21 protein-coding genes, 4 tRNA genes and 1 other RNA gene are annotated in these 23,756 nt (G+C 37.7%); 11 read left to right on the top strand and 15 right to left on the bottom strand.

Features of this window, described 5'->3' with window-relative positions:
- Positions 1–16: 16 nt before the first annotated feature.
- Together glpD and FHR28_RS18985 are read right to left on the bottom strand one after the other, a co-directional pair.
- Entirely contained in the window at positions 17–1,546 is a 1,530-nt protein-coding gene (gene glpD, locus FHR28_RS18990) for a glycerol-3-phosphate dehydrogenase (protein WP_166783279.1), read from the bottom strand.
- Positions 1,547–1,712: 166 nt separating this feature from the next.
- Positions 1,713–2,468, bottom strand: coding sequence for a DeoR/GlpR family DNA-binding transcription regulator (locus FHR28_RS18985; protein ID WP_166783278.1), 756 nt, complete (start codon positions 2,466–2,468; stop codon positions 1,713–1,715).
- A 458-nt stretch (positions 2,469–2,926) separates the two neighbouring features.
- On the opposite strand from FHR28_RS18985, the gene FHR28_RS18980 reads away from it, so the two are divergent.
- Both FHR28_RS18980 and FHR28_RS18975 read left to right on the top strand, forming a co-directional pair.
- Positions 2,927–4,246 carry an MFS transporter gene (locus FHR28_RS18980; protein WP_034617278.1) on the top strand — a complete coding sequence of 440 codons (1,320 nt, stop codon included), beginning with the start codon at positions 2,927–2,929 and terminating at the stop codon, positions 4,244–4,246.
- A 146-nt stretch (positions 4,247–4,392) separates the two neighbouring features.
- On the top strand, positions 4,393–4,818 hold the full coding sequence (locus FHR28_RS18975; RefSeq protein ID WP_004722461.1) for a hypothetical protein: 426 nt from the start codon (positions 4,393–4,395) through the stop codon (positions 4,816–4,818).
- 37 nt (positions 4,819–4,855) lie between these two features.
- On the opposite strand, the gene FHR28_RS18970 is transcribed toward FHR28_RS18975, so the two are convergent.
- Both FHR28_RS18970 and folD read right to left on the bottom strand, forming a co-directional pair.
- Positions 4,856–5,524: a class I SAM-dependent methyltransferase gene (locus FHR28_RS18970; protein ID WP_004819654.1), complete on the bottom strand. Its 669-nt coding sequence runs from the start codon at positions 5,522–5,524 to the stop codon at positions 4,856–4,858.
- Positions 5,525–5,806: 282 nt separating this feature from the next.
- The gene (gene folD / locus FHR28_RS18965; RefSeq protein WP_004722464.1) at positions 5,807–6,655 is read right to left on the bottom strand and encodes a bifunctional methylenetetrahydrofolate dehydrogenase/methenyltetrahydrofolate cyclohydrolase FolD; all 849 of its coding nucleotides are present in this window, start codon (positions 6,653–6,655) and stop codon (positions 5,807–5,809) included.
- A gap of 152 nt (positions 6,656–6,807) precedes the next feature.
- On the opposite strand from folD, the gene FHR28_RS18960 reads away from it, so the two are divergent.
- From FHR28_RS18960 to FHR28_RS18950, 3 genes are all read left to right on the top strand, one after another.
- A tRNA-Cys gene (locus FHR28_RS18960) sits at positions 6,808–6,881 on the top strand.
- 10 nt (positions 6,882–6,891) lie between these two features.
- Positions 6,892–6,977 (top strand) — tRNA-Leu (locus tag FHR28_RS18955).
- Positions 6,978–7,100: 123 nt separating this feature from the next.
- The gene (locus FHR28_RS18950) at positions 7,101–7,832 is read left to right on the top strand and encodes a hypothetical protein (protein ID WP_004722467.1); all 732 of its coding nucleotides are present in this window, start codon (positions 7,101–7,103) and stop codon (positions 7,830–7,832) included.
- Positions 7,833–7,891: 59 nt separating this feature from the next.
- Here the strand turns inward: FHR28_RS18950 and FHR28_RS18945 are convergent, their stop codons facing one another.
- Complete coding sequence (locus tag FHR28_RS18945) at positions 7,892–9,658, bottom strand: alkaline phosphatase D family protein (RefSeq protein WP_166783277.1); 1,767 nt, start codon at positions 9,656–9,658, stop codon at positions 7,892–7,894.
- A 216-nt stretch (positions 9,659–9,874) separates the two neighbouring features.
- On the opposite strand from FHR28_RS18945, the gene FHR28_RS18940 reads away from it, so the two are divergent.
- Positions 9,875–9,960 (top strand) — tRNA-Leu (locus FHR28_RS18940).
- Between the two features lie 240 nt (positions 9,961–10,200).
- Entirely contained in the window at positions 10,201–11,157 is a 957-nt protein-coding gene (locus FHR28_RS18935) for an RDD family protein (protein WP_166783276.1), read from the top strand.
- 80 nt (positions 11,158–11,237) lie between these two features.
- On the opposite strand, the gene FHR28_RS18930 is transcribed toward FHR28_RS18935, so the two are convergent.
- From FHR28_RS18930 to coaD, 4 genes are all read right to left on the bottom strand, one after another.
- Positions 11,238–11,314, bottom strand: a tRNA-Met gene (locus FHR28_RS18930).
- Between the two features lie 64 nt (positions 11,315–11,378).
- Positions 11,379–11,756, bottom strand: an RNA gene (rnpB, locus tag FHR28_RS18925) — RNase P RNA component class A.
- Positions 11,757–11,782: 26 nt separating this feature from the next.
- Positions 11,783–12,046: a YfhL family 4Fe-4S dicluster ferredoxin gene (locus FHR28_RS18920; protein WP_004722473.1), complete on the bottom strand. Its 264-nt coding sequence runs from the start codon at positions 12,044–12,046 to the stop codon at positions 11,783–11,785.
- A 1-nt stretch (position 12,047) separates the two neighbouring features.
- The gene (coaD, locus tag FHR28_RS18915; protein ID WP_004722475.1) at positions 12,048–12,539 is read right to left on the bottom strand and encodes a pantetheine-phosphate adenylyltransferase; all 492 of its coding nucleotides are present in this window, start codon (positions 12,537–12,539) and stop codon (positions 12,048–12,050) included.
- A gap of 159 nt (positions 12,540–12,698) precedes the next feature.
- Between coaD and smpB the strand changes: the two genes are divergently transcribed.
- On the top strand, positions 12,699–13,175 hold the full coding sequence (gene smpB, locus FHR28_RS18910) for an SsrA-binding protein SmpB (RefSeq protein ID WP_004722477.1): 477 nt from the start codon (positions 12,699–12,701) through the stop codon (positions 13,173–13,175).
- A 56-nt stretch (positions 13,176–13,231) separates the two neighbouring features.
- On the opposite strand, the gene FHR28_RS18905 is transcribed toward smpB, so the two are convergent.
- The 4 genes from FHR28_RS18905 to pgeF form a co-directional block, all read right to left on the bottom strand.
- Positions 13,232–14,563 (bottom strand): hypothetical protein, encoded by a 1,332-nt coding sequence (locus FHR28_RS18905; RefSeq protein ID WP_166783275.1) that lies wholly within the window; start codon positions 14,561–14,563, stop codon positions 13,232–13,234.
- 337 nt (positions 14,564–14,900) lie between these two features.
- A complete protein-coding gene (locus tag FHR28_RS18900; protein WP_166783274.1) occupies positions 14,901–16,223 on the bottom strand; it encodes a hypothetical protein in 1,323 nt (440 codons plus the stop codon).
- A gap of 438 nt (positions 16,224–16,661) precedes the next feature.
- A complete protein-coding gene (locus FHR28_RS18895; protein WP_004722480.1) occupies positions 16,662–17,216 on the bottom strand; it encodes a flavodoxin family protein in 555 nt (184 codons plus the stop codon).
- Positions 17,217–17,342: 126 nt separating this feature from the next.
- A complete protein-coding gene (pgeF, locus tag FHR28_RS18890; protein WP_166783273.1) occupies positions 17,343–18,086 on the bottom strand; it encodes a peptidoglycan editing factor PgeF in 744 nt (247 codons plus the stop codon).
- Positions 18,087–18,269: 183 nt separating this feature from the next.
- Between pgeF and FHR28_RS18885 the strand changes: the two genes are divergently transcribed.
- A complete protein-coding gene (locus FHR28_RS18885) occupies positions 18,270–19,049 on the top strand; it encodes a DUF4882 family protein (RefSeq protein WP_105713100.1) in 780 nt (259 codons plus the stop codon).
- Positions 19,050–19,098: 49 nt separating this feature from the next.
- On the opposite strand, the gene rluD is transcribed toward FHR28_RS18885, so the two are convergent.
- On the bottom strand, positions 19,099–20,151 hold the full coding sequence (gene rluD, locus FHR28_RS18880) for a 23S rRNA pseudouridine(1911/1915/1917) synthase RluD (RefSeq protein ID WP_004722483.1): 1,053 nt from the start codon (positions 20,149–20,151) through the stop codon (positions 19,099–19,101).
- A gap of 71 nt (positions 20,152–20,222) precedes the next feature.
- On the opposite strand from rluD, the gene FHR28_RS18875 reads away from it, so the two are divergent.
- Together FHR28_RS18875 and FHR28_RS18870 are read left to right on the top strand one after the other, a co-directional pair.
- On the top strand, positions 20,223–21,245 hold the full coding sequence (locus FHR28_RS18875; protein ID WP_166783272.1) for an outer membrane protein assembly factor BamD: 1,023 nt from the start codon (positions 20,223–20,225) through the stop codon (positions 21,243–21,245).
- Between the two features lie 118 nt (positions 21,246–21,363).
- Positions 21,364–23,271: a DNA primase gene (locus FHR28_RS18870; RefSeq protein ID WP_166783271.1), complete on the top strand. Its 1,908-nt coding sequence runs from the start codon at positions 21,364–21,366 to the stop codon at positions 23,269–23,271.
- Here FHR28_RS18870 and FHR28_RS18865 read toward each other — a convergent pair.
- Positions 23,268–23,702 carry a hypothetical protein gene (locus tag FHR28_RS18865; RefSeq protein ID WP_166783270.1) on the bottom strand — a complete coding sequence of 145 codons (435 nt, stop codon included), beginning with the start codon at positions 23,700–23,702 and terminating at the stop codon, positions 23,268–23,270. The two genes, FHR28_RS18870 and FHR28_RS18865, sit on opposite strands and share 4 nt — an antisense overlap.
- Positions 23,703–23,756 lie beyond the last annotated feature (54 nt).

Genomic DNA, 23,756 nt, shown 5'->3' with positions numbered 1-23,756 from the left:
ATATTTCCACTTTTGCTTAGGCAACATCTTTCTGTAAGCGGCGTTCATGCAATTCAAGCAAATATTCATCCAATGCTTGAATTTCAGCTTTAGTAAATTTTAAATATAACTTGCTACGCCGCTTTAAAATATCCTGACTGGTGACCGCCCACTCTTGGTCAACCAAATAATCGACCTCTTGGGCATATAAACCATGGCCAAAGTCTTGACCAAGTTCATGAACAGATGTCGAATGATTTAAAAATTTCCATGTATAGGTTCCATAGGCATGTGCCCAACGGCTTGAAGTTTCATGATCAAGCCCTTTGATTTTATTTTGAATTTCTAAAACCAACCCATCAACAGAAACTAAATTCTCAGCACCCGGCAGTAAGGATTTTTCAGTCCAAGCTTTCCCAGCGTTAGGGAAAAATTTCTGCAAATGCTCCATGGCAGACTCAGCCAAGCGTCGATAGGTGGTTAACTTCCCACCAAACACAGAAAGTAAGGGCGCATCATTCTCATGGTCTTGTGATAAAGCCAAAGTATAGTCACGGGTGATTGCGGCTGGATTATCAGACTCATCATCACACAATGGGCGCACCCCTGAGAATGTCTGAATAATATCGGCTTGAGTCAGTTGCACTTTAAAATGATCATTGGATACATCAAGCAGATAATCAATCTCTTGCTGACTAATTTCAACATTATTCGGATCTGCTAAATATTCACGGTCAGTTGTGCCAATCATGGTGTATTGATTGAGATAAGGAATTGCAAACACAATACGTTGATCATCATTTTGCATAATAAAGGCTTTATCACCGTCATATATTTTCGGCACAATAATATGACTGCCTTGAATGAGGCGAATTCCATATTGCGATTTTAACTGAAGCTCTTGCTTAATGAATTGTGCAACCCAAGGCCCCGCAGCATTGACCAAAGCCTTCGCTTGTATCTGATAAATGCCCTGCTCATTTTCAAACTGGATATTCCATAAACCATGTTCACGTTGTGCTGAAATACAGCGTGTTTGCGTAACCACAGTGGCATTTTTTTCACGTGCTTGCATCGCATTTAAAATCACTAAGCGTGAATCATCTACAGCACAATCTGAGTATTCAAATCCGCGAGTGATCTCTGTTTTTAGTGGGCTAGTATAAGGATCAAATTCAACCAAATGTGAACCTGCAAGCTTCTCTCTTTTGCCCAAATGGTCATATAAAAACAGCCCCGTACGAATCAACCAAGCAGGACGCAAATGAGGTTGATGTGGCATGATAAAACGCATAGGACGAATGATATGTGGTGCTTTTGCCAGTAAGACTTCTCGCTCAGCCAACGCTTCTCGCACTAAACGAAATTCTTTATGTTCTAAATAACGTAGACCACCATGGATCAACTTACTGCTTGCAGATGAGGTATGACTAGCTAGATCATCTTTTTCACACAAGAACACAGATAAACCGCGCCCAGCAGCATCATTGGCAATACCAACACCATTTATTCCACCACCAATTACAGCAATATCATAATAAGTTTGTTGCTCATTGATTTGTGTCATAAACGCCACCACCTTTGATCATTTGCATATATTCACAATCATTTTTGAAAATATATTTTCGTTTGTTTTCATTTAAGAAAATAATAGATAGTTTTTTAATCGATGTCTATCAAAAAATGATCAATTTCACGTTTATCATATTTTCACTATGGGTTTTAAAATTAGCTTAAACCACAGTTAAAGCCACTTCTGCTGCATGAATTTGTTTTAAATAATTTTCAGTGGGCACTTTATTGGTAAAAAGCCGATCTATTTCAGAAAGATGGCCTAAGCGCATCATTGCATGACGACCAAACTTGCTCTCATCTGCGGCTAAAAATACCTGCCGAGCACCTAAAATAATTTCTTGCGAGACAGACACTTCTTGAAAATCGAAATCGAGCATCGTTCCATCTTCATCAATCCCACTGATACCAATCAGGGCATAATCAACTTTAAACTGTTTAAAAAATTCAGAGGTGGCTTGTCCTATCACACCACCATCGGGGCGTACTTTTCCGCTGGCAATCAGTACTTCAAAATCATCATTCATACTTAAAATTTTCGCCACATTTAAGTTATTGGTGATCACTTTTAAACCACGATGTTGTAATAAAGCATGGGCAATAGCTTCGGTTGTTGTACCAATATTGATAAACAAAGATGCATGGTCTGGAACTGCGTTTGCAACAGCTGTTGCAATGCGCTGTTTTGCCGCTAAATTATGGCTGATCCGTTGGCTATACGCGGTATTGGTGACGCTTGAGCCTACCGCAGCGCCGCCATGATAACGACGTAATAGTCCGGCATCTGCCAATTGATTGATATCCCGCCGTACAGTTTGTGGGGTAACTGCAAAATGCTGTGCAATCTCATCAATACTGACATAGCCCCGAGCCTTAACCAATGCTAATGTTTGCTGTTGTCGAATCATCAAGTCCATAGATGTGAAACCTTATTGTTTTATTTTCAAAAATGAACATCTAGTTGCTATAAATAGCATGACTGCTTAGCTTACGACTAGATTAAATTTTTAAATTCTCCCAACTCAGCTTATCAAATTGTGTACATTTCATACATTTAGATGCAAGCAAATATGCTTTAACTTTAAGCTAAATTCTTATAATTTATAAAATATTTCAAATTAAATGCCTGTTTTAAAAAAATTATTCATTTATTTCTAGACTTTCTCATTCTGGATCAACAATAAACCCTCTACACAGCTAAGACCAAAGTCTAATAAGGTCTGCTTTCATTCAAGCGTATAACGAGCATTGTAATTATTTGTATCTCCCTCGTCATACTGACTGAAATTCTCTCTGTTTGATTTTTCTGCTTTGATTTTCATCCAAAATGAAAGTTAAACAGGCTGTATTTTGCATATTCTTTTGGAGAATTGCCTTGTCCAATTCATCTCCTCAAGTTGCCACTTCGCAACTTGATAGAAAAACTCGTTTCAAATCTATACTTGGTGGTTCAGCTGGTAATTTAGTCGAATGGTATGATTGGTATGTTTATGCCGCATTTACCCTCTATTTTGCCCCTGTGTTCTTTCCAGAAGGCAATGAAACGGTCAAACTTCTCCAAGCTGCTGCAGTTTTTGCTTTAGGCTTTTTAATGCGTCCGATCGGCGCATGGATCATGGGCGTTTATGCTGACCGTAAAGGTCGTAAAGCGGGTTTAACACTTTCTGTTTCATTGATGTGTGTTGGCTCATTAATCATTGCTTGTGCGCCATCTTATGATTCAGTTGGAATGTTTGCTCCTGCACTGCTTTTATTTGCGCGCTTATTACAAGGTTTAAGTGTTGGTGGTGAGTATGGCTCTAGTGCCACCTACTTAACTGAAATGGCAGGTAAAAATCACCGCGGATTTTTCTCAAGTTTCCAATATGTCACCCTGATTTCAGGTCAATTACTTGCACTCTGTGTGCTGATTATCTTGCAACATAATCTTTCTGAAGATGCCTTACATGCATGGGGATGGCGTGTTCCTTTCTTTATCGGTGCATTACTTGCAATTGTTGTGTTCTGGATTCGTCGTGGTCTGGTTGAAACAGAATCATCTAAACAAGCGCAACAACAAGCTAAAAATGGCGGTGAAACATCTGGTGCTTTGGCCTTATTCACCAAGTATCCTAAACAAGCATTTACAGTCATTATGCTGACTGCAGGCGGTACCTTAGCCTTCAATACATTTACGACTTATTTACAAAAATACTTAGTCAACACTTCGGGCTTTGAAAAAACCACCGCAACTGAAATTACCACAGCCGCAATCTTTATTTTTATGTTGATTCAACCTGCAGTCGGTGCACTTTCAGACAAAATTGGCCGTAAACCAATTATGATCACTTTTGGTGTACTCGGTGTGTTATTTACCATTCCTATTTTCAATGGTTTAGGCTCGACAACGGATCCTAAAACAGCTTTCTTCTTATGTATGAGTGGTATGGTCATTGTGACTGGATATACAGCCATTAACGCGGTTGTAAAAGCTGAATTATTTCCACCGCATATTCGCGCTTTAGGTGTTGCCTTACCTTATGCACTTGCCAACACTGTATTTGGTGGTACGGCTGAATTAGTTGCACTAAGCTTTAAAAATGCTGGGCATGAAAACTATTTCTTCTATTACATTACCTTTATGATCGGTTTATCTCTAATCACCTATGTGTTTATGAAAGATACGAAAAAACATAGCCTGATTACAGATGATTAATTCAAAGTAAACTTTGCAATCTAATTCATTTAAAACAGCTTTTTTGTTCACATGAAAAAGCTGTTTTATTTACGCAATTCACTTATCGTGAAAATTGCAAAGCTATGGCATACTAAAAATAATTCAAAAAGCTAGGACTTTAAAAGATGAAAAAAATCACTTATGCAGGTTTAGGATTAATCGTTTTAGCTTTATCTGCATGTCAAACAACCCCTCGTCAATACAATGGCGTAACCGGTTATCAAATTGAAAATCAAACAGCAGATAGTGCAACACTTGCGTATACCCTTTCAGGTCGTGCAGATCGTGATTTGGATGCGGATAAATTACAGCGCGCATGTCAAAAAGTGTTGGGTGCAAACAAAAACTATAAAATTTCTGTATTAAGTACCAATGAAATAATCAATCCGCAAACAGCAAAAGATCAGGCTGGCGTTCAACTTGGGCATAGCCGTACATCTTTTGGGCTTTCCAACACACCAAGTCTAAATAACAGTGAAGATTATGCAACACGCCAAGCCTTAGATACCCGTCCAAGCACTTTACATGTGGTACGTTATACCTGTTCTTGATTTAGCTATGTGTATCGCAGAATAAAATAAGACGCTGTCATAGCGTCTTATAAAAACTCACATTTCTAAATTCTTTGGCTTCATCTAAATCAGGCCAAGTGGTTGCACTTCGTTCATCCAATTTTTGGTAATTCGGATGGCTAAAGTTTTTCACTCGGCTATCCGCCACCCATACTTCTGGTGCAAATTTTAAAAATTCATCCAAGAAGAACCGGTTAGATTGATCATATAAAACATCTGCAGCCAATAAGACATCAACCTGTTCGGCTTTATATAAATCATCTAGATACTCAAGCTCGACATCATTGAGCAAGGCATTTTCGCGACAAGCATCCAAACTTATTGGGTCGATATCACAACAGATGACACGTTTTGCACCTGCCATTTTGGCTGCAATTGCAACCACACCTGATCCCGCACCAAAATCCAGTACCACTTTATCTTTTACATGCTGTGGCTCTGCAATCAGCCATTGTGCCATTGCTAAACCTGAAGCCCAGCAAAAAATCCAATACGGTGTATCATTCCAAATACGGCGAATCACCTCATCATCCAAACGATCTGTTGGAAAAACAGGTGGAATCAACCATAACGAAATTGGGCTTTCAGGCAACTGCTGTGCCAATAATTCACATTGAGGAATCACTTCATGCAAAGCATCAAGTAAATGTTGTGGGGCTTTAGGAAATTGATAAGTACAGCTCATGCAAAATATGACCAAAATTATTATTTTGATATTGAGGAAATACAGCTTCTTCCTCATATTCGATAGACAGTAACATCATGTGCTAAGGTTCGAGAAGATACTTCTTGTTAAGTCTCAGATACAGCTACTTAAAAGTAGATCTTAAACGCGTTAAGCCATGACCATTAAACTAATGACAATATTGCCTACTTTTACTGAAAAATAAATATTGCTATGTAAATGTAGGCTGAATTTAAGCACAGTGAATGCATGGCTTTCACTGTGCTCAGAATAAAACAGGACTTAAACTAACGCTTTTTCAGCAGCTTCCACAGTTTGACGAATCAACGTTGTGATCGTCATCGGACCTACACCACCTGGAACTGGAGTATAAGCTGAAGCGACATCTTCAATACCGACCAATTGGATATCACCCACACCACCACCGTCACGAGGATGGAATCCAGCATCAACCACAACAGCACCTTGCTTAATCCAGTCTTTTTGGATTAATTCAGCTTTACCGACTGCACCAACAACAATATCAGCCTGTTTTACCAATTCAGCAAGATTTTGTGTACGAGAATGGCAGATTGTCACTGTTGCATTGGCTTGAAGTAGCATCATTGCCATCGGCTTACCTAAAATAGCCGAACGCCCTACCACAACTGCATGCTTGCCAGCGATTTCAATCTTGTTTTCTTGAAGAATTGTCATGATACCTGCAGGTGTTGCTGAACCATAAGCAGCCTCACCCATTGCCATACGACCAAAACCTAAGCAAGTTACCCCATCTACATCTTTTTCAAGTGAAATGGCATCAAAGCAAGCACGTTCATCAATTTGTTCAGGCACAGGATGTTGGAGCAAAATACCGTGAACATCAGGATTGGCATTTAATTTTTCAATTTCAGCCAATAATTGTTCAGTTGTGGTTTCCTTACCTAACTCTACTTTTAAAGAATCCATACCAACACGACGGCAAGCATTTCCTTTCATGCGTACATACGTCGCAGATGCACCATCATCACCCACTAAAATAGTCGCTAAAATTGGGGTACGACCTGTTTTTGCTTTTATAGCTTCAACACGAGTCAACAAGTCTGCTTCAATTTGTTTCGCTAATGCGCGACCATCCAATACCAATGCCACGGCACATCTCCAAAGTAGATATGAATCAATTTTGCAAATAATACATGATTATTTAGACAATTTTCTTTCATATGCTGAATTTATGTGCATATGCATGAATTATAGTATTGTTTTTTTTTCAAAGATTGCTAATATGTGCATCACCAAGACATGGCGGGGTGGCAGAGTGGTCATGCAGCGGACTGCAACTCCGTGTACGCCGGTTCGATTCCGACCTCCGCCTCCAATCTTGTAAAGCCCGAGTGGTGAAATCGGTAGACACAGGGGATTTAAAATCCCCCGCCCACAAAGCGTGCCAGTTCGAGTCTGGCCTCGGGCACCATTTTAATTCTTGTTAAAATGGTGCAATAAAGAACCCAGCGATAAGCTGGTTTTTTTATGCCTAAAATTTTATATTGTTTTTTATGTTAATATCCAAAGTGAAATTTAGATAAGCGAAGCCTATATGATTCAAAACAAGCAAGTTTCCCTCTATTTAAATCAATTACAACAACAATACCCACAAGCATTTAAGCGCAACTTTCTATTTTATAGTCAAATTAAAACCAAAGGGCTTCTAGATGAAGCAAAGGAGTTTATTCCTTGGATTTTGTCGATTATGATTTTTTGCAGCATCTATTTTAGTTTAGGTCAGTATATTGCAAATCATTTTCCTCAATTCGATAGCTTTCAAGCCAATGGCATTGCCGCTTTAGCGATTATGTTATTTTTTATGATTATTGTTCCGATCATTATCAAACAAATAAAACACAGTTCGACTCATTTATACCAACAACTCAATAATATTCCGCTTAAGCTTGCGGTATTGATCGTACTGCAAGCCCTCAATCTTTATTTTATAGAAAGCACCCTACTGCAAGGTCTGTTATTTTTCTTTGCAATGAGCTTTGGTTTTGTTAAATTTTATAAAGAAAATTTATTTAGAGATAGCACCAAAGACACTGAATATTACCAATTACAACAGATTCGAAAAAGCTGTTTATGGGCTTATAAACAAGCCAAGAAAGCCAAATTCAAAATGCGATTCTTAGCCAAAGATTCTGAGAAATATCAATTTTATCAAAAGCGCTTAGTCACCTTTTTAGAATTACATTTAGAACTATTAAAATATGAAAATGAAATGTGTAAAACCTATAAATATGAAGATTTAGATGCCTATATGGACAGTATGATGTAATCCATCTATAGCATTAAAAAAGCCGAGTGATCTAAACTCGGCTTTTTAGGCTTGAAAATTTATGCACTTTTCTGAACAGTCTTTACATCAACCAAATTGTTATTTAAAACCACTTGATGGGCACGAGCCGTATCCACCGTATAGGTTTTTTCCTTGATGCTATTTACGAAGACCCAATCCGCTTGTACCTGTTGTGCTGTAAAGCTCACTTTTAAGTACCCTCGCTGATTTAAATTGGTGTAATTCAATTCATCAATGAGTGTGGTGAAGGCCATTTCAAATTGTTGTAACTGTGCCAAAGGAATACTTAAATACTTTTCCATCCCTGGTGACGAGACCGAACTGGTTGCCAATTCCACCCCAACAAAATCACCCGCTTGAGTATGCAAGTCAGCAGACCATGCATTATGGGTATCCCCCGCCAACACCACAACTTTCTTATTTAATGTTTTAAGTGTGCCATATAAAATTTCACGTTCTGCATAGTAACCATCCCAAGCATCTAAATTATAGGGTGCAACTGTGGTTACACGGGCTTTTTCTGCAGCGGTTAATGTTGGATCACCACTTTTCAAACGAACTTTTAAAGTAACTAACTCGATGATCTGTTGATTCATTTTTGCCAAAGTTTCGGCGGTAACATTTCCACTGGTAATTGCAGATAAAGACAATAGCAATTCAGCAGGGATTAACATTTTTGCCATCAACACTTGCTGACCCAATACATTCCAAGTCGCTGTAGATTGTGCCATTTTCTTTTGTAGCCACTCACGCTGGGTATAACCCATCAGTGTACGGGTAGTACTGGTTAAATCTGTCTGGAACTTAGCGATATCTAAACCAGAAGCCGTCATATAATTGGCATAATCGAGTTGCTTGTCACGTGCCAAAATACGTGTATCCAACATGGTCAATTGTACCAATGAACCAAAGTTAAATTGGCGATAAATATTCAAATGATCTGTTGCAGATACAGGACGAATCGGCATCCATTCAAAATAAGCTTGTAAAGCCGCCAATTTACGGTCTAAGAAATTACCCTCATTGGCTTGATGGTTTTCTGCACCATCTTTCCATGTATCATTTGCCAGTTCATGGTCGTCCCAAATCACGATAAAAGGATGACGCGCATGTGCAGCCTGTAAATCGCTGTCAGTATGGTAAAGCGCATAACGTTTACGGTAATCATCCAACTTGATAATTTCTTTATCATTGTCAGCAGCGAGGGTACGACCCAACTTTACTGCCTCTTCTGTGGCATATCCATCTTTACCATATTCATAGATGTAATCTCCCAAATGGATGATCGCATCGACCTCTTGTTTTGCCATTTCCTTATATACATAAAAATAGCCAGCAGGATAGTTTGAACATGAACACACCGCAAACTGCACCGAACTGGTGGTTTCAGGTAATGTTTTGGTACGCCCTACTGGCGAAATCACCGAACCAAATTTAAAACGATAATAATAAGTTTGCCCGGACTTAAGCTTGTCTGCATCGACCTTAACGGTAAAATCCTGAGCTGATGCTGTTTGTACTTTTCCAGTATTGATCACTTGCGTAAATTTATCGTCTGTGGCAATTTCCCAAACCACTTCTAAACGCAAAGACGTATCCTGTGGTGTAATACGTGTCCACAAAATCACACGGTCTTTTAATGGGTCGCCACTGGCAACACCATGTAAAAATTCAACTTTTGCAGTAGGAGATGTTGAGTCGTTGTTATCACTCCCACAAGCAGTCAACGACACTGGTATAGATAATGCCCCAAAACTGGCTAATGACTTTTGAATAAGTTCACGGCGTGAAATTGAGTTTGGCATTGAAGTTGGTTTCCTCTAAGTTTTTTTATCCAATCAATTTAAAGGCTTAATATTTCGCTTTAATCTCAAATTGATGAAAAAATCATGACAAAATACCCATTCAACGGCTTAAAATGCTTTATTTTCAAACATAAGCACATGAATTGATTGAAAAGAAAGCAAATCGACATAAATACGCTTGCCAAGAGAAAAACTGTCCTTTATTATTGCGCACATGCCCGAGTGGTGAAATCGGTAGACACAGGGGATTTAAAATCCCCCGCCCACAAAGCGTGCCAGTTCGAGTCTGGCCTCGGGCACCATTTTAAGTCTTATTAAAATGGTGCAATAAAGAACCCAGCGATAAGCTGGTTTTTTTATGCCTAAAATTTATAAATCATCTATAAATCGCCAATTTAAAAATAACGCAAAGTTCAATACATCTTGCTAAAAAGCGTGATAGCTCAACTATATTTTTCTGGTCATTTTTCATTAAAAAACTTATAATATATTAAATTTACATTAATTATTAATATTTTCATAAACTTAATTAAACCAACACCATGTCTAAAATTACTACTGAAACTCAAAAAGCCGCCCCTATATTTCCTCGAATATTCGCATTTATCATCGACTGTATTACCGTCGGCGTAGCCTGTTTAGTGACGGGCAAAATACTCTACCCATATTTTGAAAGTTCTCCTTTTATTTTCCAATGTATAGGCACGCTCCTCTGTCTATTTTATTTTGCTGCTTTTAACAGCCAGATAGGTAATGGTAAAACCATTGGGAAAATCCTGGGTAAAATTAGAGTAAAAGACTTAAATGGTGCTTCAATTCCATTTATGCATTCTCTGGTTAGATCAAGTATCTTTATTATTCCATTTTGCTTTGCAGGTTATTTACAAACATATTCAACTCAGCATTTTTTACTCAGTCTGCTTGTGGCATTTTTTCAAAGTATCGTCTTTGCCTGTTTCTACTTGGCTATTTTTAATGGAAATAGCCAACAATCTCTGCACGATCTACTCAGTGAAACTCAAATCCTCAGAAACGCTCAATCCAATATTCCACGCCAATCTGTATGGAACATTCATTACTACATCATTGCGCTGTTAACCATTGTGATTTTTTCTGTCAATTTATGGAATTATTCCCAAAGCAAAACAATGTCAGCCAATAATTTTAGTTTGATCTCTGATGACATTAAAAATGCTCAAGTTGAAAGTCGCCATACCTTCATTGGAGAGGCTGAATCCACAAATCAGGTTTTAATTTTAAATGTGAATCAGCCAGATTATCTCGATGACCTTGATCGTGCTGAAACATTGCTAGAAAAGATTAATCAACAACACGCTGAGGTGTTAACGCAATACAACATCAATCAGGTGCAATTTAACTTTTCTTATCAATTTGGCTTGGCTAAATTATCAAAAACAACGCTTTATGATTATAAAAAGACGCCTAAAATTAGTTTAAGTTATATTGGGGATAGTACAGGGATGAACCTTGGTTTTTAAACAAGACCAAGTCTCGCTGTTAAAGTTTAAATCTTGTAGATAAAAAAAGACCACGTTTTTGGAAACGTGGTCTATAAAAATGGTGGCTATGACGGGACTTGAACCTGTGACCCCCGCATTATGAGTGCGGTGCTCTAACCAACTGAGCTACATAGCCTAAAACTGTGCGCGCATTATCTGCTGTAAACAATGTTACGTCAAGCACTAATTAAAATAAAATTCATCGAAGTGAGCCGATAAGCCGGGTTCTGTCTAGAACGATCATTCCTCTAGGCGCATGATCACTCATACGCTCAAGCGACCTACCCGGATCCAGCATGGGCCATGCCTATAGGATCCCTATTTGGTCTTGCTTCCGGTGGGGTTTACCATGCCATGAACTGTTACCAGCCATGCGGTGCGCTCTTACCGCACCCTTTCACCCTTACCTTCCATTTCTCCGAAAAGAAACGATATTGAAGGCGGTCTACTCTCTGCTGCACTTTCCGTCGGTTCACACCGCCCAGGCGTTACCTGGCACCTTGCCCTATGAAGCCCGGACTTTCCTCCCCTGCTTCAATCACGGAGATCTCCACAGCAGCGATCGTCTGGCTCACTTCGGGGCGTATCCTAACAAATTTCTCGGCTAATTGCTTGCGCTTTTTTGAGCAATTAGTTTTTTATACTTTTCCATCAAGTCGTCTTGGCTCTCTACATGGTTCGGATCGAGCGGAATACAGTCGACTGGACAGAAAAGCGCACACTGTGGCTGATCAAAATGCCCGACGCATTCTGTACATAGGTTAGGATGGATTTCATAGATCTCCTCCCCCATAAAAATGGCATCATTTGGACATACAGGCTCGCATACATCACAATTGATACATTCATCAGTGATAATTAAAGACACGCTACCAACCTTGTTGATGTTTACGATGGAAGGCTTCGACAACGCATTGAGGAACAAACTTTGCCACATCGCCTTTCAATCGTGCTATTTCTCGAACCATCGTCGAAGAAATAAATGAAAATTGCTCTGATGGTGTTAAAAATACTGTTTCAAAATCATGATCAAGCTGACGATTCATATTCGCAAGCTGAAATTCATATTCAAAATCTGAAACAGCTCTTAAGCCACGTAACACTGCTGTAGCATGTTGTTCACGTGCAAAATTTACCAATAACCCATCAAAACCGACAAACTCAACATTGGGTAAATGTTTGAGTGATATCTTTGCTAACTCTACACGCTCTTCCAAACTAAAGACTGGATTTTTATGATGCCCAATTGCAATTGCGACCACAACTTCATCAAACATTCGTGAAGCACGTGCGACTAAATCAACATGGCCATTGGTAATTGGATCAAAAGTTCCTGGATAGATGACACGAGTTTTAGACATCCATTTGTACTCTAGTTTGTTATGTAGGGCTATAGTTTAACAAAAACTTAAATATTAGCGAATAACCTCTTTTGATTTAGCTTTGGCTTTAATTGTGAAATGACTTCACCTGAAGCCAAGTTTGAGGCAAAATAAGGCTATTCTTGGAATATTTGTATTATGTCGAAAAACATTGTCGTTAAAAAAAATAATAGTGGGACGATTGCACAAAATAAACGTGCACGCCACGATTATTTTATTGAAGAAAAATTTGAAGCTGGGCTTTCGTTACAAGGTTGGGAAGTCAAGTCATTACGTGCTGGGCGAATGACCATTACTGAAAGCTATATCACCTTTAAAAATAATGAAGCATTTCTCTTCGGTGCTCAAATTCAACCTTTACTTTCAGCATCTACTCACGTAGTCCCTGAAGCGACACGTACCCGTAAACTGTTGCTATCGCGCCGTGAGCTTGAAAAGTTACTTGGTGCTGTCAATCAAAAAGGCTATACCTGCGTACCTTTGGCGTGTTACTGGAAAGGTCATTTGGCTAAACTTGAGATTGCTTTGGTAAAAGGTAAACAGTTACATGACAAACGTGCCACTGAAAAAGATCGCGATTGGCAACGTGATAAATCACGAATCATGCATAAATAATCTGTTTGATATACGAAAAACCTCCGAAATGGAGGTTTTTTTCTTTTAGCAAACCTTTAACAGAATTTTAACGAGCCATAGCAGTTTGGAGCAAAGTCTTGATTTTTAAGTTGTAGATCTTTTAATGGGAAGTTTACTGATGTATTAGGTAAATTAATATTTCCAATTTCTAATGAACTACCAAATAGACAATCCAAAGCTTGACAAGATGGTACTGCGGTCGTTGACAAAGCCGTACTTAATGGACCGATCACTTGTCTTAATACATCATTAGTAATATCAATACGTTTTGATGGTGTAACATTCCCAATGTCGACAGGATCTTCAAATGCCATCCACCAGCCTCTTTGAGCAGTTACTTCTGCATTTGGCCACCATACATTTTGACTTTGTAGAGATAATGAAAAAGGATTATTTAATGGAATTTTATGGATATAACCTAGATTTTGACTAATGGACAAATTGGCCATCAGCCCAGTAATATTACCGTTTACTTGTTTTTCTAAGTTTAAAGTCCCGAGTAGAGGAACCCTCACCCCAGCCTTTAGACGTCCTCCAAAATTCAACCGATCAATATTAGCTTTACCTGTTAAATTGACATTCGTTTGTCGTTTACCATTTATAGTCGTAGCATCAATTTGAATTGGCGCTGTTGTACTCTCCAAATTTAAATTGTAATCATTTGAAGAAAGCGGTAATCGCCCACAAAATAGAAAAACACATATATCCACATTTCCAGTCACAGGCATTTGGGTATCTGCATAACTCATTCCACGACTATTTGTATATCCCATTCCTGTAGTTGCTTTCGTCTTTAAAAAGCCACTGAGAGAGTTAATACCGTTCGGTGTGTCTGAGTTTTCAGTACCTGCTGTCAACATTCCCAAAACTTTTTCAGCACTTAAACGTAGGCCAACCACCTCTCTTGTTGAAGCAGAATTGGGATTTTTTATCGCAAATTCTACAAATGGATTGGTTAATTTTGCACTTGAACCCACACGCCCTTCACGCGTATCAGCCAAACCTGAAAGACTCAGATTATCAATATCAATGTCGCAACCGCCAGCCCCGTTTACCCCACCACAACCGAGCTGTAACTTTTTAATGTTGGCATTCAATTCAAGCTCGGCCTCTAGTCCAAGTTTATAAAAACCAACACCTTGCCCCTGCATCTTATTGACTGAGTCATTTGGCGCAATATAACCCAAGCTCATCAGTGCCTGACCATGAACATCGGAAAGCTCAGAGTCATTCAATAGAGTCAAACTCTCCAAGTATAGAGAATTTGCAAAACATTGCATTGAAGAAAACAATCCAGCATAAATTACGACATTTTTTATGACTTTAATGATTTTCTTATCAATCATCCTATTATAGTTGATATCCATATCAGCTTATCTCATTTTATTATGAATAAAAAATATACTAAAATACAAATAAAGCAAATAGAAAAGTGAATTAAATATCTCAATACTATAACAATTATGCAAATAAGATTACTTTATCAATGATTCTAAAGACTTTTTATTTATATTTTCTTATGTAACTAATTTTAATTATTATATATTTATACTTAATAGTCATACAATCTACTTTTCAGTACCTCGTGTGCTTTTCAAGTCACTTGAGTGAGTTATTGCAAGTCGTGATGATTGGCACAGTGATAAAGCTCAATCCTATATAAGAAAAAACCTCCATCAGGAGGCTTCCTTTAGTCTTAAAGGTCTAACAGAATTTTAGATTGCCATAGCAATTAGGTGCAAAGCCTTGAGTTGCTAAGGGTAAATCCTTAATTGGGAAGTACAGTGGATTTGTTCCTGATAAATTAATTCTGCCAATCGCAACTTCATTAAGAACACAACCAAATATACTTGGACATATCACAGTGTTTTCACGTTTACCCAGATAGGTATTTAAACTTGGTATAACTTGTTTCAATATGTCATTGTTCACTTCAATCTGATTTTTAGGTATGACTTTACCAATATCAATCTCATCTTCTATGGCTAACCACCATCCTCTTTGCGCCGCAATTTCAGCATTTGGCCACCACACAGATTGTTGTTGTAATGATAATGAAAATGGATTATTCAATTCTAAGTTATGAATATATCCTAAGCTTTGGTTAATATCTAAATCTGCAGTTAATCCAGTTATACTCCCACTCGCATTTAATTGTAAAAATGATAAATCAAATCCTGCAAGAATTGGTCTAATTGTACCCCTAAAAAATAGTTCATCAATTTTAGCTTTCCCAGTCAAAAGTGCACTATTCATACGATTACCATATAGCGTTTTTGCATTGATCTCTAATGTAGCACCAGCAGATTGTAGTCCTAGATTATAGTTGTTTGTTGCAAAACTAACTGTTGGAAGAAAACTCATTTTGATATTACCTCGGATAGGCATATCTGTATCATTAAATGTCATTGCTCTTGGAGCAGTGGATGCCGTTCCTGTAGTCGCCTTAATTTTTATAGCCCCACTTAAACTATTTATTCCATTAGGTAGATCAGAGTTCTCTATTCCTGTGGTTAACAAGCCTAGGACTTTTTCAGCACTTAAACGTAGACCAACCACTTCTCGTGTTGACACAGAATTGGGATTTTTTATCGCAAACTCTACAAAGGGATTGGTTAATTTTGCACTTGAACCCACACGTCCTTCACGTGTATCAGCTATACCTGAAAGGCTTAAATTATCAATATCAATGTCGCAACCGCCTGCCCCGTTTACCCCACCACAACCGAGCTGTAATTTTTTAATGTTAGCATTTAGGTCAAGTTCTGCTTCCAATCCAAGTTTATAGAATCCAACATCTTGTCCTTGCATGTTATTGATTGAGTCATTTGGGGCAATATAACTCAAGCTCATCAGTGCCTGACCACTCACATCCGAAAGTTCAGAATCATTTAATTGAATTAAACTCTCAGAATGTAAAGTGCTTGCAAAACCATTGATTGAAGAAAACAATCCAGTACAAATGAAAGCTAGTTTTGCAATTTTAATGATTTTCTTATCAATCTCTCGATTTTTTTTGATATCCATACCATCTTCTCAGATCTTATTATGGATAAAAAATATACTAAGTATTAAGTAAAGAAAATAACACTTCGTCGTAAATATTTATATTTTATAATTTTTATAAAATTAATATCGTTCTTACAATGATTCTAAAGGATTTTTTGCTTATATTACTTTATGTAACTAATTTTAACAATTGTATATTTTTACTTAACAATACCACAATAATCCGTCCAAAGCAGATCATAAGCCACCAGTGCATAATACCTTTTCATAAATGCAAAAAATGATCATATTGATTGAATCATACTGGTATTTAAAATTGCTTCTCCCGCTGGGAGAAGGCTAGGATAAGGGGCTTTAATATTGATCTATAGTTTAAAAATGGCTTATCAAAGAAGCCTATTATAAAAGTTTTTATTTATTCTATTTTTCATTCTTTTATAGAATACCACTGAACAACTACGGGGTAATTTTATTTAATAGTAACGCAATATACTCTCCAAACCATGTTGCGGTTTGCAAGTCACCAGAGGGTGGTGTAATTTCAACAGGTGCATTATCTGATTGTGTCATTAATCCCAAATAACCCGCCATACGGTTTAAATCTGTGGGTTTAACACCTGTAGGCATTAAAGGGAGTCCAGACCATAACATGCCATGCTGCATTGCAAAGATATTAATCTGTTGCAGTACAGATAACTTATCGCCACTTAAACCACCTGAGTTGGTAAATGCGGCAGCTAGTTTGCCCTGCCAATCACGATTTTTCCAACGTTTAGATGTAGAGTCCATAAACATTTTAAATGGACCTGTAACACTTCCCATATAGGTCGGTGAGCCAAAAATTATGGCATTCGCTTGATCTAAAATATCCCAATCAATATGCTCAATATCCATTTGATGAACAGTTACACCGATCTTCTCTGCACCTTGTGCAATATAATTCGCAACTTTTGCAGTATGACCAAATGGACTGTGGTAAACGATCGCGATAGATTTAGCAGATAAAGACATATCAATTGAAAACAAACAAATTTGGTCAAGTTTAACACCAATTCATTTTTAAACAATTCTTGTAATGTTTAGAAAACCTATGACATAACGCTTAAAAAAACGATAAATCTATTTAAAAATAAAGATTTAGTTCCAAATAAATACAAAAGTAGCCATACGCCCTGTTTTTGCATGACGACGATAAGAATAGAAATCCTGATCTTGACGATAAGAACACTGATCTCCTCCTGTAATCGTATTCACTCCATGTTGTTTAAGAATATAACGTGCAATCGCATACAAATCCGCATAGTGCTTACCTGCTTGCTCACTCTCTATAAATGCAGTGTCTAGTTCAGCATATTTAGAACAAAAAGCAGCTTTCACTTCCGCGCCAATTTCAAAACAAGGCTGGCTAATTGCTGCACCCAACCAAGCCCAAGTAGGTGGGGATTTCATATTGGCAATGGTACTTTCAATTATTCCCCCTGCTAAACCGCGCCAACCTGCATGTAGGTTGGCAACCTCAGTACCTGCGGCATTACCTAAAACAACGGGTAGGCAATCAGCGGTCATCATCATCAAGGCATGCCCCTGAGTCTGTGTGACCAAACCATCACCCTCCAATGCGCTAAAAGTCATTTCTTCATTGATGGTATGACATATTGTGCTGTGGGTTTGCGTCATCCATGTAATTTTACTAACACCCAATTCGGCAAATTCATCCAATAAAATCATACGGTGTTGTTGTACCCGTTGAGGATCGTCATTTACATGCAAAGCCAAATTAAAACCTTCAAGCTCAGGCTGTACAGATGGCAAAGCCTTTGGATGATATATATGAGTCTGACCTGCATATACACCTTGAGGTAATCCTTGAACAAATAGCATATGACTCATTTCCTCTTCAAATCATTTTCACGACTCAATAACTATAGCAAATTTACTCAATCCAAAACCAATCTTCTAGTCCATTTTGTTGATTAACAAAACTAAACATTTCAACTTAATATAGTGTTGTTTTTTTAATCAAATTCATTAATATTAATTAAAACTTAAAAATAAGGACAAACCATGAAAAAATTAAAGCTTGCTGTTTTATTGAGTTTGAGTGTTATCAGCACGCAAGGATTTGCACTCTGTCGTTATGATTTAGACGGTTTTTTATCTGATCAATACAATCCTGTAGCACAAAAATTTCCTACGGTATCAGGTCAAAAAGTTTCATATAAAATTCTAAATACAACAAGTCCAATCACGTATTCTGCGAATCATAGTACATTGGAAATGACGAATAATACGATTACTGAAGGAGGATTAACATTACCTCAATCAGGCGTTATTGGACTTGAATTCAATACAGAAATTATTCCAACTGAATTAACAAACGATAGAAAAGAAACTAAAAATTATGGAATATTTGTCCAAGACAAAGATAAGAATATGCATTCAATATTCATCACCTATGCCAATAACACAGCATTAAGCTCTCAAGATAATAAAAAGAATGTAGTATTTATACTAATAGCTTCAACTCATCCAGACACTAAACAAACAGAAACTCTTTATGGTTATGGAATACCGATTGAGGGCATGCCACAACAAAATATTGGTATTTACTTTAATCAAAATACCAATCAAATTGGACTGATTGTAAATAAAAACAACTTAGGTTATGTCGCAACTTTACTGTCGAAACCTAAAGATTTCACAGTAGCCCCACAAGTCAATTTTGAGGGTTTTGAAGCCAACTCTCCATACCTAAATAAAACCATGTCATTAGAATTAGTCACGGATAAATCAAAATTTACCAATACTTTTCCTACAGGAACAAAAGATCCTTGTGGTAACTAAATCATTGTATAAAACTGCTCTCATTGAGCAGTTTTATCATGTAAATCAATTAATAGGCTTTGTTTTCAGAGCGTAAAACTTCAACCAACTCAACGAAATCATCTGACCATGGTGCTTCAAACATCATTTCTTCTTGTGTACGTGGGTGAACTAGGCCTAATTTAGAGGCATGTAAAGCTTGGCGTTTAAAGTTACGCAATGCACTGCTCAACTTTTCAGAAGCACCTGCTGGAACTTTAACTCGGCTAACATAGACTGGATCACCCACCAATGGATAACCAATATAGGTGAAATGAATACGGATTTGATGAGTGCGCCCTGTTTCAAGTTGCGCTTGTACACGGGTGAAATGTTGAAAACGTTCTTTAACATTATAATGCGTCACCGCATCACGACCACCTGGTAAAATAGCCATTTTTACACGATCTACAGGATGACGTTTAATCGGTTCATCAATCGTTCCACCTGCAATAATATGACCATAACAAATCAAGTCATATACACGGTAAACTGTTTTTTTAGCCAATTGTTTACTTAAAGAAAATTGCGCTTCCAAATTTTTAGCAACAACCAATAAACCGCTGGTGTCTTTATCAATACGATGTACTAAACCTGCACGAGTTAATTCAGCAGATTTTGGGTAATGATAAAGCAAGGCGTTCACCAAAGTACCATTTGGATTACCCGCACCAGGATGAACAACCATACCAACAGGTTTATTGATGACCATAATATCGTCATCTTCATAAACAATGTTTAAAGGGATATTTTCAGGTTGTGCCGACGTTTGTGCTTCCAATTCAACATCTAAACATAGAAGTTCATTGCCTTCGCATTTATACTTAGGCTTGACAATGTTACCATTTACCAACAAATGACCTTCTTTCATCCACTGCTTGAGTTTTTCACGAGAAAACTCGTTCCAAACCAGTGCTGCGACTTGGTCAATACGTTGCCCTAAATAGCTTTCATCCAGTTGAAATTGCAACGATAAACGTGTTGCAGTCGGCGCAGAATTATGATTATCTGCATCCTCAGAATCTTCAAGTAAATTGAAATCATTTTCTGGGAAATTAGAATTAGAAGAGTGTGCTGAAGTCATTTGCTCATTCGGACAAAAGTGGTTTAATAGCGCAATTGTAGCCTATTGCCCGTATAAACAGAGGAATTTTTATGTCGCTACCACGTTATAAAGTCACAATGCTTGCTTTAACTGTAGGCTTAGCAACTGCATTTGTCGGCTGTAGCAGCAATCCGAAGAAGGATGTTGTTGATACAGGCCCGAAATCAAATGAGCAGACTTATTACAATAATGCGATAAAATCATTAGACCGTGGGCAATATGGCGATGCTGCAAAAGCGTTAGAAGCAATGGATACCTATTTCCCGACTGGGCAATATGCACAACAAGCTCAGCTTGAATTGCTTTACACAAAATTTAAGCAAAAAGATTATGAAGGCACAATTGCACTGGCAGATCGTTTTATTCGTTTAAATCCTCAACATCCGAATTTAGATTATGCCTACTATGTCCGTGGTGTAGCCAATATGGAGCAAAATTATGACAGCTTGCTTCGCTATACCTCATTAAAACAAGCACATCGTGATGTAGGTTATTTAAAAATTGCCTATCAAAATTTTGTCGACTTAATTCGTCGCTATCCTTCAAGCCAATATTCAGTTGATGCTGCACAACGAATGAAATACATTGGCCAAGAATTGGCTGAAAGTGAAATGAATACTGCACGTTTCAATATTAAACGTAAAGCGTATTTGGCTGCGATTGAACGTTCACAATGGGTGATTGAACACTATCCTCAAACACCTCAAGTTCCTGAAGCCTTAGCAACAATGGCGTATGGTTATGACAAGTTGGGCGATAAAGAAACCTCACAACAGTACATTGGCGTGCTTAAGCAAAACTACCCGAACCTCGTTAAATCCAATGGCGAAGTGAATATACGCGCAGCACGTAAAGAAGCGAGCTGGTGGAACCGTGCAACATTAGGTATTTTAGGTCGTGGTGATAAAGCAGAAGTATCAAAAGATGCGGGTTCTGAAACGTCTGATCAAGCAGAACAAAAATCAAGCTTGTTAAATAAAGTGAGTTTTGGCTTACTTGATCATCCAAATCGTGAAGTGTCTAAAGAGCCAGCACGTGCAGATGAAAGTTTGTATGATGGACAACGTAAATAAATATTGATTGCGACAAATCAAGACGGGTTTTTACCCGTCTTTTTTATTCATAGATATTTTTAGACTCAAAACTACGTTAAACTTTAAATTGGTTTAAACGATACATGACATTAAATTTATGGCTATTCCTCAACACACGATAGATCAAATTTTGGATCGCACAGATATTGTCGATCTGATTGGTCAACGTGTGAAATTGAAAAAAACTGGTCGCACCTATTCAGGTTGTTGCCCTTTTCATCAGGAAAAGTCACCCTCTTTTCATGTCTACCGTGATAAACAGTATTATCACTGCTTTGGCTGTCAGGCAAATGGCAATGCCATTCGCTTCTTAATGGATATTGATAATCGAAATTTTGTCGATGTCATGAAAGAACTCTCCAGCCATGCAGGTGTCGAACTTCCCAAAGACAATCATGACAATAAAAAACTGTCTTATAAACGCGAAGTATCCAAACCTAAACCAGCGGTGAAGACTGTAGAAGATAAAGTATTAGATTCTAAACCTGCTGAGCAAAAAACAGATTCTGTTCAGCCACTTGAAATTGATCCTTTTGAAGCCTTTAGCCAATATCCAGATCCTGAGCATTTCGATCCAACCCAGTTTGACTCAGTGGGTTTTGATCAGATCCCTCAAGATGGCAACCTTTATGATCTGTTAGAAAATATTGCACAATTTTATGAACGGCAATTACCAAACAGTAAAGTGGCGCAAAATTATTTTAAACATCGTGGTTTAAGCGCCGAAACAATCCAATATTGGCGTTTAGGCTATGCACCAGAAGATTGGCAACATTTAGAAAAAGCCTTCCCCCAAGATATTGAAGGTTTAAAACTGCTAGGTCTGATTCGTACCAGTGATAGTGGACGTGACTTCGATTTGTTGCGTGATCGGGTGATTTTCCCGATTCGAGACAACAAAGGTCGTGTTGTAGGTTTCGGTGGTCGCGCATTGAATGACGAAATCAAACCGAAATATATTAACTCACCTGATTCTGAAGTCTTTCATAAAAACCAGTTGCTTTACGGCTTGTATGAAGGTCGGAAAGACCGAGCGCAAAATTGGCTCATGGTTGAAGGTTATATGGATGTGATCGCCTTACAACAAAACGGGATTTCTGGTGCGACAGCAACATTAGGTACGGCCAGTAATGCAGATCATTTAAATATTTTATTTAAGCAGAACAATCAAATTACGATTGCATTTGATGGTGATGCCGCTGGACAAAAAGCAGCACGTCGAACCTTAGAAATTGCCCTACCTTTATTGAATGATGGTCGTGAACTTAAATTCTTTGTTCTACCCAAAGAACATGACCCAGATTCGTTGATTCGCAAGGAAGGTTTTGAAACGTTTCAACGGATATGGCAACAATCCCCTTTATTATCGGATTTTGTCTTTGCTTTATTGAGTCAAAACTATGATGTTGCTACACCTGAAGGTAAAAGTCAGGTGATGGCTGAACTCAATCAACTGACTGAATTATTGCCTAAACAAGGTTCTTACCGCTATTTATTAAGACAGTTTTTCAAAGAAAAGTTAGGTTTTAATCGAAAATGGCAACCTCAAGTCAGCTTAGATGCCTCATTGTCTTTTAATATTCGCACCAAAGATGAAGACTTTGCTGTGGCGATTTTGATGCAACATCCGTTTTTATATATTCACTTTGAAGTATTACGTGCATTGATTCATCCAGATGAATTATTGGCGCAAATCTTAGCAGTATTTGATCGTGTCTTTGACGATCTACCAGATGATCAGGAACTTGCAACCTATTATATTTTAGGTGCATGTGGTGCTTATCATTTGGAACTCTCTGAAATCATACAACGCACCAATATTCAGGCTTTGGCTGAGGCGCCTGAAATGGCAGATAAATTGGCTTCAGATTACTCTTTGGCCTTACAAGAGAAATATTTAAAATTAAAGCTTAAAGCACCAACCTCATTGAGTGAATCACGTAATTTACGTAAACAACTCAATGAACTGACTAAACAAATTAGTTTAAAGTTGGTACATCATTAATTTTCTATAACCGCTTCATTGAGCTTATCAAGTATTTTGTAATACAAAAAATTCATATGGCTATTGGCCTCTTCCATTGAGGAGCCATAAGGCTTATATAGGTTTATAAATATACGTTTTTGAAATTTTTCATCACTAAAAAACGCGTTGGTAGGGTAATTAGAATCTGAGTGTGCATTTATACTCTCGACCATAAGTGCATCAAATATCCGCCCTGAGTAATCTAGATAAAAGCAATATAGTTTAGGTTTTTTGGGATTCTTATAGCATCGATCAACTGAATCAATTACCCCCATAATTCCACCCTGAGTAGAGAGGCTATGTAGATCCTTGATTGCTTGGTTCAATAATACATCACTGTCTTTTACAGGCTTTGCAAAGCATTCTACTGACAAACACAATGATATGAATATATATAAAGTTTTAAGCATTTTAATTGCCTTAATTTCATTATTCTAATTTGATCGCACTAGTATATACATCAA

It is taken from the genome of Acinetobacter sp. BIGb0196, from assembly GCF_011759595.1.
Lineage (GTDB): Bacteria > Pseudomonadota > Gammaproteobacteria > Pseudomonadales > Moraxellaceae > Acinetobacter > Acinetobacter guillouiae.
Note: the sequence above shows the minus strand (reverse complement) of the source record. Positions and strands in the feature narration are given on the sequence as shown.

Coding starts and splice junctions, on each gene's coding strand:
- FHR28_RS18985 (WP_166783278.1), bottom strand. CDS start 2,468: ATGGACTTGATGATTCGACAACAGCAAACATTAGCATTGGTTAAGGCT.
- pgeF (WP_166783273.1), bottom strand. CDS start 18,086: ATGCTATTTGTTCAAGGATTACCTCAAGGTGTATATGCAGGTCAGACT.
- coaD (WP_004722475.1), bottom strand. CDS start 12,539: ATGTCTAAAACTCGTGTCATCTATCCAGGAACTTTTGATCCAATTACC.
- FHR28_RS18935 (WP_166783276.1), top strand. CDS start 10,201: ATGTCTAAAATTACTACTGAAACTCAAAAAGCCGCCCCTATATTTCCT.
- glpD (WP_166783279.1), bottom strand. CDS start 1,546: ATGACACAAATCAATGAGCAACAAACTTATTATGATATTGCTGTAATT.
- FHR28_RS18975 (WP_004722461.1), top strand. CDS start 4,393: ATGAAAAAAATCACTTATGCAGGTTTAGGATTAATCGTTTTAGCTTTA.
- FHR28_RS18945 (WP_166783277.1), bottom strand. CDS start 9,658: ATGCCAAACTCAATTTCACGCCGTGAACTTATTCAAAAGTCATTAGCC.
- smpB (WP_004722477.1), top strand. CDS start 12,699: ATGTCGAAAAACATTGTCGTTAAAAAAAATAATAGTGGGACGATTGCA.
- FHR28_RS18905 (WP_166783275.1), bottom strand. CDS start 14,563: ATGGATATCAACTATAATAGGATGATTGATAAGAAAATCATTAAAGTC.
- FHR28_RS18950 (WP_004722467.1), top strand. CDS start 7,101: ATGATTCAAAACAAGCAAGTTTCCCTCTATTTAAATCAATTACAACAA.
- FHR28_RS18970 (WP_004819654.1), bottom strand. CDS start 5,524: ATGAGCTGTACTTATCAATTTCCTAAAGCCCCACAACATTTACTTGAT.
- FHR28_RS18900 (WP_166783274.1), bottom strand. CDS start 16,223: ATGGATATCAAAAAAAATCGAGAGATTGATAAGAAAATCATTAAAATT.
- FHR28_RS18885 (WP_105713100.1), top strand. CDS start 18,270: ATGAAAAAATTAAAGCTTGCTGTTTTATTGAGTTTGAGTGTTATCAGC.
- FHR28_RS18870 (WP_166783271.1), top strand. CDS start 21,364: ATGGCTATTCCTCAACACACGATAGATCAAATTTTGGATCGCACAGAT.
- rluD (WP_004722483.1), bottom strand. CDS start 20,151: ATGACTTCAGCACACTCTTCTAATTCTAATTTCCCAGAAAATGATTTC.
- FHR28_RS18895 (WP_004722480.1), bottom strand. CDS start 17,216: ATGTCTTTATCTGCTAAATCTATCGCGATCGTTTACCACAGTCCATTT.
- FHR28_RS18875 (WP_166783272.1), top strand. CDS start 20,223: ATGTCGCTACCACGTTATAAAGTCACAATGCTTGCTTTAACTGTAGGC.
- FHR28_RS18865 (WP_166783270.1), bottom strand. CDS start 23,702: ATGCTTAAAACTTTATATATATTCATATCATTGTGTTTGTCAGTAGAA.